Source organism: Acinetobacter sp. YH12086, from assembly GCF_013419345.1.
GTDB lineage: Bacteria > Pseudomonadota > Gammaproteobacteria > Pseudomonadales > Moraxellaceae > Acinetobacter > Acinetobacter amyesii.
This window is the reverse complement of the sequence record NZ_VPAF01000002.1, coordinates 219,301-233,736: the sequence shown is the minus strand read 5'-3', so window position 1 is coordinate 233,736 and position 14,436 is coordinate 219,301. Positions and strand designations below refer to the sequence as shown.

The 14,436-nt window shown below is 41.3% G+C and carries 11 protein-coding genes; 6 read left to right on the top strand and 5 right to left on the bottom strand.

Annotated elements, in window-relative coordinates:
- Positions 1-40 precede the first annotated feature (40 nt).
- From FTU29_RS04330 to FTU29_RS04310, 5 genes are all read left to right on the top strand, one after another.
- On the top strand, positions 41-1,306 hold the full coding sequence (locus tag FTU29_RS04330; protein WP_180076725.1) for an efflux RND transporter periplasmic adaptor subunit: 1,266 nt from the start codon (positions 41-43) through the stop codon (positions 1,304-1,306).
- A gap of 12 nt (positions 1,307-1,318) precedes the next feature.
- On the top strand, positions 1,319-4,498 hold the full coding sequence (locus FTU29_RS04325) for an efflux RND transporter permease subunit (protein ID WP_180120594.1): 3,180 nt from the start codon (positions 1,319-1,321) through the stop codon (positions 4,496-4,498).
- On the top strand, positions 4,498-5,949 hold the full coding sequence (gene adeK / locus FTU29_RS04320; protein WP_180005082.1) for a multidrug efflux RND transporter AdeIJK outer membrane channel subunit AdeK: 1,452 nt from the start codon (positions 4,498-4,500) through the stop codon (positions 5,947-5,949). Before FTU29_RS04325 ends, adeK begins: the two co-directional genes overlap by 1 nt.
- Positions 5,950-6,099: 150 nt before the next feature.
- Positions 6,100-6,456 carry a YbjQ family protein gene (locus tag FTU29_RS04315; protein WP_078192212.1) on the top strand — a complete coding sequence of 119 codons (357 nt, stop codon included), beginning with the start codon at positions 6,100-6,102 and terminating at the stop codon, positions 6,454-6,456.
- Positions 6,457-6,459: 3 nt separating this feature from the next.
- Complete coding sequence (locus FTU29_RS04310; protein ID WP_180120592.1) at positions 6,460-6,903, top strand: YbjQ family protein; 444 nt, start codon at positions 6,460-6,462, stop codon at positions 6,901-6,903.
- A 33-nt stretch (positions 6,904-6,936) separates the two neighbouring features.
- Here the strand turns inward: FTU29_RS04310 and FTU29_RS04305 are convergent, their stop codons facing one another.
- The 3 genes from FTU29_RS04305 to FTU29_RS04295 all read right to left on the bottom strand — a co-directional run bounded on the left by FTU29_RS04305 (position 6,937) and on the right by FTU29_RS04295 (position 9,550).
- Positions 6,937-7,953, bottom strand: a complete 1,017-nt coding sequence (locus tag FTU29_RS04305) for a hypothetical protein (RefSeq protein ID WP_180120590.1) — start codon at positions 7,951-7,953, stop codon at positions 6,937-6,939.
- A gap of 74 nt (positions 7,954-8,027) precedes the next feature.
- Entirely contained in the window at positions 8,028-8,834 is an 807-nt protein-coding gene (locus FTU29_RS04300) for an SDR family oxidoreductase (protein WP_180120588.1), read from the bottom strand.
- A 44-nt stretch (positions 8,835-8,878) separates the two neighbouring features.
- On the bottom strand, positions 8,879-9,550 hold the full coding sequence (locus tag FTU29_RS04295) for a hypothetical protein (RefSeq protein ID WP_180093791.1): 672 nt from the start codon (positions 9,548-9,550) through the stop codon (positions 8,879-8,881).
- A 184-nt stretch (positions 9,551-9,734) separates the two neighbouring features.
- Between FTU29_RS04295 and FTU29_RS04290 the strand changes: the two genes are divergently transcribed.
- Positions 9,735-12,629, top strand: a complete 2,895-nt coding sequence (locus tag FTU29_RS04290; protein ID WP_180120586.1) for a valine--tRNA ligase — start codon at positions 9,735-9,737, stop codon at positions 12,627-12,629.
- Positions 12,630-12,680: 51 nt separating this feature from the next.
- Here the strand turns inward: FTU29_RS04290 and FTU29_RS04285 are convergent, their stop codons facing one another.
- Both FTU29_RS04285 and FTU29_RS04280 read right to left on the bottom strand, forming a co-directional pair.
- Positions 12,681-13,751: a GTP pyrophosphokinase gene (locus FTU29_RS04285; RefSeq protein ID WP_180120580.1), complete on the bottom strand. Its 1,071-nt coding sequence runs from the start codon at positions 13,749-13,751 to the stop codon at positions 12,681-12,683.
- Positions 13,752-13,932: 181 nt separating this feature from the next.
- Positions 13,933-14,307, bottom strand: a complete 375-nt coding sequence (locus FTU29_RS04280; protein ID WP_180120578.1) for an endonuclease domain-containing protein — start codon at positions 14,305-14,307, stop codon at positions 13,933-13,935.
- Positions 14,308-14,436 lie beyond the last annotated feature (129 nt).

Sequence of the window (14,436 nt, the reverse complement as noted above, 5' to 3'; positions counted from 1 at the left end):
AAATGAATAATTTAGATAAATATCTAATTGAGGTGGAACAATGATGTCTGCAAAGCTTTGGGCTCCCGCCCTGACTGCTTGCGCATTGGCAACAAGTATTGCACTTGTTGGTTGTAGCAAAGATCCTAAAGATGCACAGCAAGCTGCTGCTGCACAGCAAATGCCACCAACTGAAGTCGGTGTCATTGTTGCCCAACCGCAAAGCGTTGAACAATCTGTTGAACTTTCAGGCCGTACATCTGCCTATGAAATTTCAGAAGTACGTCCACAAACCAGTGGTGTAGTACTGAAACGTCTATTTGCAGAAGGTAGCTATGTTCGAGAAGGACAAGCCTTGTACGAGATCGACTCGCGTACAAACCGTGCTTCAGCTGACAGTGCTCGTGCTGCTTTAAGACGTCAACAAGCAAATTTAGGCGTGTTACGTGTTAAAGAAGGTCGCTACCGTCAGCTTGTTGGCTCAAATGCGATTTCAAAACAAGAATACGACGATATTGTTGCTCAAGTTAAACTGGCTGAAGCAGACGTTGCTGCATCTCAGGCAGAACTTAAAAATGCAGAAATTAATTTAGGTTATTCAACTGTACGTGCGCCAATTTCGGGTCAAACAAACCGTTCAACTGTGACTGCTGGTGCATTAGTTACTGCATCTCAAGCTGATCCATTAGTCACAATTCAACGTCTTGATCCAATGTACGTTGACATTAACCAATCAAGTGCTGAACTTCTTCGCTTACGTCAACAATTAAGCCAAGGCAACTTAGACAGCAGTAATAACACCAAAGTGAAATTACGTCTTGAAGATGGTAGCGAATACCCAATTGAAGGTCGTCTTGCATTTTCTGATGCGAGTGTAAACCCAGATACAGGTACGGTTACACTTCGTGCTGTTTTTTCTAACCCGAATCATTTATTACTTCCGGGTATGTTTGCCAATGCTCGCATCGTTCAAGGTGTGATTCCAAATGCTTACCTGATTCCACAAGCTGCCATTACGCGTACCCCTACAGGTCAAGCGATTGCAATGATTGTAAATGCAAAAGGTGCTGTTGAATCTCGTCCTGTAACCACTGTTGGTACGCAAGGTTCGAATTGGATCGTTACTCAAGGCTTAAACACTGGCGATAAAGTGATTGTTGACGGCATTGCGAAAGTTAAGCCAGAACAACAAGTTGTAGCCAAACCGTATCAACCTCAGGCTGCTGCACCTCAAGGTGCGCAACAACCTGCTGCAGCAAAGCCAGATGCTAAAGTTGCAGAACAAGCAGCACCTAAATCTGAACAAAAAGCTACTTCAAACGCATAAGGAGTAGACTGAATGGCTCAATTCTTTATTCATCGCCCCATTTTTGCGTGGGTGATTGCATTGGTGATTATGTTGGCGGGTGTACTCACGCTATCTAATATGCCAATTGCACAGTATCCGACCATTGCGCCGCCAACGGTTTCAATATCTGCGACTTACCCTGGTGCGTCTGCAGAAACAGTTGAAAACACCGTAACCCAAATCATTGAACAACAAATGAATGGTTTGGATGGCTTACGTTATATTTCGTCAAACAGTGCGGGTAACGGTCAAGCATCTATTACATTGAACTTTGAACAAGGGATCGATCCAGATATCGCCCAAGTTCAAGTCCAAAACAAACTCCAGTCTGCGACAGCGCTATTACCTGAAGACGTACAACGTCAAGGTGTAAAAGTCACCAAATCTGGCGCAAGCTTCCTACAAGTTGTAGCATTCCACTCACCGTCGGGCAAGTTGACTGCGGACGACATTAAGGACTATGTAAACTCGAATATTTCTGAACCTCTCAGTCGTGTGGCAGGTGTAGGTGAAGTCCAAGTATTTGGTGGTTCTTATGCGATGCGTATTTGGCTAGATCCAGCCAAAATGGCAAACCTGAAAGTTACACCGAGTGATGTGGCTGCGGCTATCCGTACACAGAATGCTCAGGTTGCTGTTGGTCAGTTAGGCGGTGCGCCTGCAACTGAAGGTCAAGTACTGAACGCGACAGTTACAGCACAAAGTTTGTTGCAAACACCAGAGCAGTTTAAAAACATTTTCCTGCGTAACAGTAGTGATGGTGCTCAAGTACGTTTAGGTGATGTTGCACGTGTTGAATTAGGTGCTGACAACTATCAGTTCGACTCTAAGTTCAACAACAAACCTGCTGGTGGTGTAGCGATCAAACTAGCAACTGGTGCAAACGCATTAGATACAGCCGAAGCTGTTGAAGCACGTTTAAAAGAACTACGTCCAAACTACCCTGAAGGTTTAAAAGACACGCTTGCATTTGATACGACTCCATTCATTAAGTTATCGATTGAAAGTGTTGTACATACCCTTGTAGAAGCCGTGATTCTTGTATTCTTTGTGATGTTCTTATTCTTACAGAACTGGCGCGCAACGATTATTCCGACATTGGCTGTACCTGTAGTGGTATTGGGTACTTTTGCTGTCATTAACATGTTTGGTTTCTCGATCAACACACTCACCATGTTCGCGATGGTACTGGCGATTGGTCTCCTCGTGGATGATGCGATTGTTGTCGTAGAGAACGTTGAACGTGTCATGGTTGAAGATCATCTTGACCCAGTGACTGCAACTGAAATCTCAATGAAACAGATCTCGGGTGCCTTAATCGGTATTACCTCTGTGTTAACCGCTGTATTCGTGCCGATGGCATTCTTCGGTGGTACGACAGGTGTAATTTATCGTCAGTTCTCAATCACGCTGGTAACAGCAATGATTCTGTCATTGATTGTAGCATTGACCTTTACCCCTGCCCTATGTGCGACCATGTTGAAACAACATGATCCAAACAAACCAGAAAGCAACAATATCTTTGCCCGTTTCTTCCGTTGGTTTAACAGCTCTTTTGATAAAGTTGCGCATAAATACCAAGGCGGCGTGAACTTCATGACGCACCACAAGATTTTCTCTGGTGTGATTTATGCGGTTGTGATTGGCTTATTGGTACTTTTATTCCAAAAGTTACCATCATCATTCTTACCTGAAGAAGACCAAGGTGTTGTAATGACACTGGTACAGTTACCACCGAATGCCTCACTTGAGCGTACGGATAAAACTGTCACTGCAATGACCGATTACTTCCTGAAAAACGAAGAAAAATATGTCGATTCTGTATTCAGTGTTGCCGGTTTCTCGTTCACAGGTGTAGGTCAAAACGCAGGTCTTGCATTCATCAAGTTAAAAGATTGGGAAGACCGTACATCACCTGAATCTCAAGTGGGTGCGATTATTCAACGTGGTATGGCATTGAACATGATCGTGAAGGATGCTTCATACATCATGCCAATCCAATTACCAGCAATGCCTGAATTGGGTGTAACTGCCGGCTTCAACTTGCAGTTAAAAGCTTCTGCAGGTCAAACTCATCAACAACTTATCGATGCCCGTAATATGGTGCTCGGTATGGCTGCTCAAGATAAACGCCTCATGGGTGTTCGTCCTAACGGTCAAGAAGATACACCACAGTACAAAATCACGATTGATCAAGCTCAAGCTGGTGCAATGGGTGTGAGTATTTCTGAGATTAACACCACAATGGGTATGGCATGGGGTGGTTCTTACATCAATGACTTCGTTGACCGTGGTCGTGTGAAGAAAGTCTATGTACAAGGTGAAGCTGCGGCACGTATGATGCCTGAAGACCTGAGCCAGTGGTATGTCCGTAACAACCAAGGCACAATGGTTCCATTCTCGACCTTCGCTACTGGTGAATGGACTTATGGTTCACCGCGTCTTGAACGTTATAACGGTATCGCATCTGTGAACATTCAAGGTTCACCGGGTGTGGGTGTAAGTTCGGGCGATGCGATGAAAGCGATGGAAGAAATTGTACAAAAACTTCCTTCGAAGGGCGTTCAAGGCTTTGACTATGAATGGACTGGTTTATCTCTAGAAGAACGTGAGTCTGGCGCACAAGCACCATTCTTATACGCACTTTCATTGTTAATCGTCTTCCTATGTCTTGCTGCCTTGTATGAAAGCTGGTCTATTCCGTTCTCAGTATTACTGGTTGTACCATTAGGTGTATTGGGTGCGTTATTACTGACTTTCCTTGGAATGGTGTTCTTCAAAAATCCAAACTTGGCGAATAACATTTACTTCCAGGTGGCTATTATTGCCGTCATTGGTTTGTCCGCGAAGAATGCGATCTTGATCGTAGAATTCGCCAAAGAACTTCAAGAAAAAGGTGAAGATCTGTTTGACGCAACATTGCATGCCGCTAAAATGCGTCTACGTCCAATTATCATGACCACTTTAGCCTTTGGTTTTGGTGTACTTCCGCTTGCGCTTTCTTCGGGTGCAGGTGCAGGTAGCCAGCACTCCGTAGGTTATGGTGTATTGGGTGGCGTAATCAGTTCTACCCTACTTGGTATCTTCTTTATTCCTGTGTTCTACGTATGGATCCGAAGTATCTTTAAGTACAAACCAAAACAACAAAATAATCAGGAGCATTTATCGTGATGCAAAATGTATGGTCTATTGCAGGTCGTAGCATTGCGGTTTCTTCACTTGCGCTTGCTTTGGCTGCCTGCCAAAGCATGCGTGGTCCAGAGCCGGTTGTTCAGACCAATATCCCCGAAAGCTACACAGCAAGTGCTTCTGGTACTTCTGTTGCTGAACAAGGATATAAAGATTTCTTTGCTGACCAACGTCTGGTACAAGTTCTTGACTTAGCTTTAGCCAATAACCGTGACCTACGTACGGCTGCTTTAAATATTGAACGTGCACAGCAACAGTATCAAATCACTGCCAATGGTCAATTACCAACCATTGGTGCAAGTGGTAGCGTACTTCGTCAAGACACGATGAATTCAAAGCCTATCACCTCTTATAATGTCGGTTTAGGTGTCACTGCCTATGAACTTGATTTTTGGGGTCGTGTACGTAGCTTAAAAGACAATGCTTTAGACAGTTACCTTGCAACTGCAAGTGCCCGTGATGCAACACAAATTGCGTTGATCGGTCAAGTGGCTCAAGCATGGTTAAACTATGCATACGCTAACTCAAACTTGAAGCTTGCAGATCAAACCTTAAAGGCTCAGCTTGAATCTTACAACCTGAACAAAAAGCGTTTTGATGTCGGTATTGACAGTGAAGTTCCTGTTCGTCAGGCTCAAATTTCTGTAGAAACTGCACGTAATGATGTTGCGAACTACAAAACTCAAATTGCTCAAGCGCAAAATTTATTGAATCTATTAGTGGGTCAACAAGTACCTGCGAACTTGCTGCCGAACCAACGTGTCAATCGAATTACTTCGACCAATACCATTGGTTCAGGTATTCCAAGTGACTTGTTGAACAACCGTCCAGATGTCCGTGCAGCTGAATATAAACTGTCTGCTGCCGGTGCGAACATTGGTGCAGCTAAAGCACGTCTGTTCCCTACTATTAGTCTGACAGGTTCAGCGGGTTATGCTTCAACGGACTTAGGTGATCTATTTAAATCAGGCAACTTTGTATGGTCTGCTGGCCCTAGCCTTGATATTCCAATCTTCGATTGGGGTACACGTCAGGCAAATATTAAAGTTTCTGAAACTGACCAGAAAATTGCATTGTCTGATTATGAAAAATCAGTTCAGTCAGCTTTCCGTGAAGTGAATGATGCGCTTGCAGTTCGCCAAAACATTGGTGACCGTATTGCAGCACAGCGCCGTTTAGTTGATGCAACCAATACAACTTACAAACTATCAAATGCCCGCTTCCGTGCTGGTATTGATAGCTACCTAACTGTGCTGGATGCGCAGCGTGCATCTTATGCAGCTGAGCAAGGTTTGTTGTTGCTTGAACAAGCAAATCTCAACAACCAAGTTGAATTGTATAAAACACTTGGTGGTGGTATCAAAGCCAACACTTCTGATGCTGTGCAATACCAACCTTCTACTGCTGAGCGTAAAGCTGCATCAAAACAATAATTTGAGTTAGCCTAGCCCGTAATATTTGAAAAGCTCACTTCGGTGGGCTTTTTCATTTTTAAATCGGAGCTACAAAATAAAAATGAACATATTGCTTTTTGCTGAAGAGTTTCCTATCTTCAATTCACCTTTTTATATTGATAACTAAAAATGCTTTTAAGTAATCTTGAATCTGTTCCGGGTCATACCATTACACAACAACTTGATGTCGTTTATGGCAGTACTGTCCGCAGTAAACATGTTGGTCGTGACTTTATGGCTGGCCTAAAAAACATCGTGGGTGGTGAACTCAAAGGTTATACAGAACTACTCGAAGAATCCCGTCAAGAAGCTATGAGCCGTATGATTGACAAAGCACGTGCCTTAGGCGCGAATGCGGTCGTCGGTATCCGTTTTTCAACCTCAAATATTGCTCAAGGCGCCTCTGAATTATTTGTATATGGCACGGCAGTTCGCGTAGAAGCCAACTCAGCAAAACTCCCTGACCCATTTCCAACTCAGGACTAAGTCATGGATGCCTTTATTTTTAAAGTCCTGATCTTTGTGGTGCTCTTTTGTATTGGTTGGGGCTTCGGTCGCCATATCGAACAAAAGCATCTCAAAGAACTCGAAGCTCAAGAAAAACGTTTATCGCATATTCGAATAGACAACAACCGCTTTAAAACTACTGAACATTTCGGACAACTTATTTCGAGTAATGTAGTGATTTCACATGATTATTTTAAATATGTGATTGCCAATATTCAGAACTTCTTTGGCGGACGTTTAACCAGTTATGAAAGCATCGTCGATCGGGCACGTCGTGAAGCCGTGGTGCGTTTAAAGCAAGAAGCTGAAAAAATGGGCGCAACGCAAATTATGGGTCTGCGTTTAAGCACCACTGAGCTGGGTATGCAAGGCGGCATGGTCGAAGTCTTTGCGTATGGGACTGCAATTCAAAAGAGAGACATCTGATCTCTCTACTTCTCCCCAATTCATTTTTACTATTTAATTTACTTTACACAATATGTTTTCAAACTCTTCATAACTCACATTTTCATTGCGACAAACTTTAAAGCAAACTTCATTAAATTTCTTTTCATCAATATTTGGATCATGATAACTAAATGCAACATCTCCAGCATAAGCACGTGCTAGATCTTGCACCACAATGTCAGCGTTACATCCATATAAAGTTGGACATGCCTCTAATGTTCCTTCGTAATACTCTTTACACTGAGTCGGTTCGACATCCACCTTATTGGGTTTTTGCATCGACACATTTAAACCATTTTCATTCATTAGAAGAAAATATTGAAGTTTTCTAAATGGTTTTAAGTCAATCTCGAGTCCCGAATGATTGATACGAGCCAATTGATCTTTGTAAGAATTATGATCATCTGAGATTAACTCTGCATTACCAGCTTTGTCGATTTTGATAAAGCTATAGTTGACAGGCATATATGCGCCACTCCCCTTATGTGCAATCACTTCGATCAAATGATCTTTCGCAATAAATGCGCCCGTAAATACAGTCGATTCAACACTGGTCAGCAACTTACCTTTCACTAAAACACAATATCCAAAACATTGATCTTTGAATCTAGCCTGATCGCCTTTAAAATCATCAACAGCATGAAATTCAGCTCGCCATTTAAAATCACCAATTTTATTCGAGCTATAAGGTAATTTATCAACATCTGAATCTTGAGGATTTTGACTGTAATACTCAGACTTCAATAATCCTTTTTCATCAAACAGTGCTTCGATCGGTAACCACCCCTCATTTGGTCCTCGCATAACAACTTCTGCACTCGCCGCTTCAACTTTAGGTTCAATCTCAACAGATTCAATAACTGGTTCTGATACAGTTCCTATTTCTTTTTCAGGCTTTTCGAGCGTTGACTTCTGCTCAATTTTTTGAGTTTTCTGTTTAAAATAAAAATATGCCACTGTACCGATTGCACCAATGATTGCGCACAAAATGATGGCTATTCCCCATTTGTTAAAATTATTCTTTTTCATTTCTTATAATCTCGTTACTCATTAAAAAAGTCACTCTTAAAAGTGACTTTTAAACAATTTAAACTTGATAAAACTTACTTCACTTTGGTTTTACGAATCATTTTATACAACGTTGTCGGTGATAATCGAGATACCCAAACACCGAGCTTTTCTTTAGAACCACCCACCACGATGTATTCTTCCCCTCGTTGCAAAGATTGCACCACCGTTTCGGCAAACTCATCGGCTTCCAAGCCATTTTCAATAGCTTCATCCTGATGCCCTTGTGGTTTTCCTGCACCATTGAGTGCATTAAATGAAACATTGGTTTTGACAAATCCGGGGAATATCACCGATACGCCCACCCCTTGATCTGCCACTTCTGCACGTAGACTGTTCGCCCACATATGAATGGCAGCTTTTGCAGCAGAATAGGTCGCGCGGTACTGTGTCCCTAATAAGCCTGCAACACTTGAAACAAAAGCAATTCGACCCGACTTTTGCGCTAAAAAAGTCGGTAAAACGGTTTTAGTCAAATAGACTTGAGAAAAATAATCTACTTCCATGATGGCACGTTCAGTTTGCATGGTCGTATCCGTGATCAATGCACGCTGACTCAATCCCGCGTTATTGATTAGCCAGTCAATTCGACCTTTATGCGCAAGGACTTGTTCATAAGCATGGCGAACTTGTTCTTCATTGGTAATATCTGCACACACTGAAAGATGCTGATCTGGATGTAATAATGAAACACGGACTTTTTCCAACTCTTCAAAACGACGTGCGGTCAAAATGACCTGCGCCCCTTGCAAAGCACATTCTTTTGCTAAAGCTTCACCCAAACCTGACGATGCCCCAGTAATCCATACCACTTTTCCGTTCAAATCATCACGTTTTACCATTTTGACATCCTTTTAAATAACTAATTTATTCATTTATATGTATTTTATGCTTTACGTAGTACAGGCTCATTGTTCAAAAACACCATAAAATGATCAAAGTACTGACTCATCGATTGTGCATCATAAATTTTGCCGAGTTTATCGAAGCGTTTATATCCGAGTTGCGTGGTGAGATTGATGACACCGGTTAAAGTTTTATCCACCACCATATTAAATTTCAGCATTTTTTTTGGTTCTCGCACCAAATGCGTCACCCCGGCATCGACCACTTGTGTAAATGCCTTCAATGCGAGTGGGACATATTGATTCTGCCCTTCTTTCATTTGACTGACATAGGCAAGCAAGTCGGTGGCTAAAGAGGCATCGATCGGATAATGCATATAATGCTGACCATCTTCGCTGTAAAAACGTCCATATAAATAATTTACCATCGGTACAAGGCGGTCATTGCTGAAAAAAGACACCGACCACGGCATATATTTACGGGTCGTTTCACGTATTTGCTGAATAATTTTTTCGGATTCATTGTCTCCAGACTTATTCATGCGCGCCATTTGGCCAAAAACTTGATCTAAAATTTCACATGCAATATCCGCTAAATTATCCCCTAAGGCTTTGGACTGACTTTCTGTTTCACCTGCATTGAGTTTTTGATGAATCGTCTCAAAACGTTGATATGTCGTAGGTTGAATCTTTAAAGAAATAGAATAAGTCATTTGATATTGCTCCTTTTATCTTAGTTTTGGGATCAATGGGTACTTCTTATCTTAGGTCCTATCATACGGACTCTTTTATTTACTGCCAAATCCTAAAAGTTAACATTCGCCCAACATCCCTAATTCACCATTTTTTTTGCTACAATAGATCTAATTTTTTATCCACTTTTGATCTGTTTAGACTATGACTGATTCAGCGCAAAATATTGCTACGACCTACGATCCGACCGAGATCGAAAAAAAATGGTACAAGACTTGGGAAGAGAGAGGCTACTTCAAGCCATCTCAAAAAGGTGATTCATTCTGTATTATGATTCCGCCACCAAACGTCACTGGTAGCTTGCACATGGGTCATGGTTTCAACAATGCCATTATGGATGCGTTGACTCGTTATAACCGCATGTCTGGCAAAAATACCCTTTGGCAGCCGGGTACCGACCATGCAGGTATCGCAACGCAAATGGTTGTTGAACGTCAATTGGGTGCTGAAGGCATCAGCCGTCACGACCTTGGCCGTGAAAAGTTCATCGAAAAAGTGTGGGAATGGAAAGAACAATCTGGCGGTAACATTACCCGTCAAATTCGTCGTCTAGGCTCATCTGTAGACTGGTCACGTGAACGCTTCACCATGGACGAGGGTCTTTCTAACGCGGTTAAAGAAGTATTTGTTAAGTTACATGAAGAAGGCTTGATTTACCGTGGTAAACGCCTCGTAAACTGGGACCCTAAACTACAAACTGCCCTTTCTGACCTAGAAGTTGAGTCTGATAAAGAAGAAGCAGGTTCACTGTGGCACTTCAAATATTTCTTTGAAGATAAGTCACTTCGTACTCACGACGGTAAAGATCACATCGTAGTTGCAACCACTCGTCCTGAAACATTGCTTGGCGATACAGCTGTTGCGGTTGCGCTTGATGATGAGCGTTATGCAGCGCTTGTAGGCAAAAACATCATCCTACCTATTACAGGCCGTGCTGTTCCTATCGTAAAAGACGAATATGTAGACAAAGAATTTGGTACAGGCTGTGTGAAAATCACCCCTGCGCACGACTTCAATGACTATGAAGTGGGCAAACGCTGTGAACTTCCAATCATCAACATCTTCAACAAAAATGCTGAAGTTCTTGCTGAATTTGAATACATCGCAAAAGCGGGCGAGCAAATTTCTAAAACCATTCCTGCACCTGCGGATTACATTGGTTTAGAACGTTTTGAAGCACGTAAAAAATTGGTTGCTCAAGCGGAAGCTGAAGGCTGGTTAGACCAAATTCAACCATATACCTTGAAGCCACCTCGCGGTGACCGTTCAGGTGTGATCGTTGAACCATTACTGACTGACCAATGGTATGTGAAGATCGCTCCGCTTGCTGAACCTGCAATCAAAGCTGTGAAAGATGGCGAGATCAAATTTGTACCTGAGCAATACAGCAACATGTACATGGCTTGGATGAACAACATCCAAGATTGGTGTATTTCGCGTCAATTGTGGTGGGGTCACCGTATCCCTGCTTGGTACGATGCTGAAGGTAACGTATTTGTAGGTCGTGATGAAGCTGAAGTTCGTGCGAAAAACGGCATTGCACCTGAAGTTGAATTGAAACAAGACGAAGACGTGCTTGATACATGGTTCTCTTCTGGTCTTTGGACGTTCTCAACTTTAGGTTGGACTGGTGACGCTGCGAAAGATAAAGAAAACTACTTCTTAAATACTTTCCACCCGACTGATGTACTAGTAACAGGTTTCGACATCATCTTCTTCTGGGTTGCCCGCATGATCATGATGACCATGCACTTCATGAAAAATGAAGACGGCACACCTCAAGTTCCGTTCAAAACGGTGTACGTTCACGGTTTGGTACGTGATGGCGAAGGTCAGAAAATGTCTAAATCTAAGGGCAACGTGCTTGACCCATTAGATTTGATTGACGGTGTTGATCTTGAAACTTTAGTACAAAAACGTACCACAGGTTTGATGAACCCGAAACAAGCAGCGAAGATTGAAAAATCAACACGTAAAGAATTCCCTGAAGGTATTCAATCTTACGGTACAGATGCGGTTCGTTTCACATTCTGTGCGCTTGCAAACACAGGTCGTGACATCAAGTTCGACATGAAACGTGTTGAAGGTTACCGTAACTTCGCGAATAAAATCTGGAACGCTACCCGTTTCGTGATGATGAACTGCGAAGAGCAAGTGATTGGTCAAGACGTACGTCAAGACCTTTGGGAATTGCCTGAACAGTGGATTGTTAGCCGTCTGCAAAAAGCGGAACAAGCGGTGCAAACTGCGTTTGCAACGTACCGCTTAGACTTGGCTGCACAAGCGATTTATGAGTTCATTTGGAATGAATACTGTGACTGGTATGTTGAATTAACTAAACCAGTTCTAAATGACGAAAACGTATCGGTTGAGCGTAAAGCTGAAGTGCGTCGTGTTCTTCTTTCTGTAATGGAAGCGTCTTTACGTTTGGCTCATCCGTTGATGCCTTACCTAACAGAAGAAATCTGGCAAACGCTTGCGCCGAAACTCAACATTTCTGGCGAAACGATTATGTTGGCGCAGTACCCTGTTGCTGAGCAAGCACTCATTAACGACCAAGCTGAAGCTGATATGCAATGGCTGCAAGGTTTGATTGGTGCGGTACGTAACATCCGTGGTGAGATGGGTCTAGGTAATGCTCGTTTGTTGCCTGTTCTTCTGCAAAACACCACTGATGCTGAAAAAGCGCAAATCGCTCGTATTGAACCATTGTTTAAAGCTTTGGCTAAAGTTGAAAGTATTACTTTCCTTTCTGACGGCGAACAACCGCCATTATCTTCTTCATCTGTTGTTGGTCATGTGTCTGTATTCGTTCCAATGAAGGGCTTAATTGACCCTAAAGCGGAATTGGGTCGTCTACAAAAAGACTTAGACAAGGTTCAAAAACAACATGACCAAATTGCCACTAAACTTGGCAATGAAGGTTTTGTGGCGAAAGCGCCTGCTGCTGTGGTTGAAGGCGAGAAAGTGAAACTTGCTGAATTTGCTGATCAGTTAGCGAAGATTAAAGCGAATATGGAGCAAATTGCAGCGCTGTAATGCTGTGGTTTGATTCAAAAAAATCCCCTCTTAGCGAGGGGATTTTTTATTTCAAAGATTTATAATTTTTATATTATTGTCTTCTAAAACTTTTTCTATTTCTTCACGAGAATATTTTTGCTCTAAGTAATCGATATGCTCACTTATCAAACCACCCCACTTTTCACCAGATTTTTTATAAACATTATCAAAATATTTTTTTAGATCTATAAACATCATTAAAAATCTGACAAATCCGATAACAGTCGTTCTTTCCCTAAATTGATATGTAGATGTATAGTTTTCTATCAATTGATCTAAATCATTAAGACTATTTATACCAAATTGATTTAGCTCCTTAACAGCTAAATTAATATAATTACTATTTATTAATTCATGTTCTATATCCACATATTTATCATAATTATCAGCTAATAATGTCTTTAAACCAATACTAGTGACTTCAAACTCCAGATTATCTTTCTTTATACTATCATTAAGCTTTTTCGCATATTCTTCTATTTCGACAGTTAATCTATTAAATTCAAGATCAGCAGATTCTAGCAATCCTGAAAGTAATTTAAATCGCCGATTTAAATGTGAAGGTAATTTACCACCTAACTTATATCCTCTATCATGTTCGATTTCAGCCCATGCGTGTTCTAATGCTGTTCTAACCTGTATTTCGAAACACAACCCTTTATAAGCTGAAAATTCAGGTAATTTTTCTCGATTTCTTCCTACATCACATACAAAATGAACTGAACGATAACCTACTTTTTCCTCTCCTAAATTTTCAGATTTATTCACACTATCTGCTTTATGGACGTGAAACATTGACTCAATAAGAGTACAGACTTTTTGTACATCTGATTCAATTAATGTAATAACACGGACACCAGCCAAATCAGTCATAGATGCAGGGCTGTAATCTTTTTCTGTCAGTTTGTCCTGAATTTTCTTTAAAAAGCTTTTCTTTGTTTTTGAACGATAAGGTACATCCACAAAACTAATATTTTGTGAAATTAAAGAATTTTTTAAAGTCACAGCAATAATTTCTGCTAAACCTTTATAGGGATCAATATTATTATCATACCAATGACCATGATCTTCTTTAGTCTTTATATCAACTTTAGTATTCACCCCAACTCCTTAATTTATTTAAATTATCTTATTATCCATTACTATAATCCAAATATTCTTTTTATTGAATTCAATTCTTTACCCTCACCCCAACCCTCTCCCATAGGGAGAGGGAGCTGTCATTTGATCTTATGCTTGCGTGAGTTTAGTAATGAATATTCCCTCTCCTCTTAGGAGAGGGTTAGGGAGAGGTATTTTTTAATTCAGTACAACTCTGCCACAAATCTTCCAACACCATATCCGTCCCAACCAACACATCATTATTCCAATACCGCACCACCTTTAAACCTAAAGCCTCTAAAAATTTCGTCCGCTCAGCATCATATTCAATAGCATCATCAATTCCATGCTGACTACCATCTAATTCAATGACCAAACCAATTTCATGACAGTAAAAATCCACAATATACGGTTCAATCACATGCTGACGACGGAATTTAAGGTTCATAAAACGCTTGGCACGAAGTATTTGCCACATCATATTTTCAGCATCGGTGGCGGTGTGGCGCATGGATTTGGCGAATATTAAAAGTTGGGGGTCGAGTTTATTGTTCATTGCATTTTGCTTTTTATTATTTTATTTAGATTATCAAATTTTATTACCTCTCCCTAGCCCTCTCCTACAAGGAGAGGGAATATTCATTATTAAGCCAATTGACGGTATTTAATTAGATGCAGCTCCCTC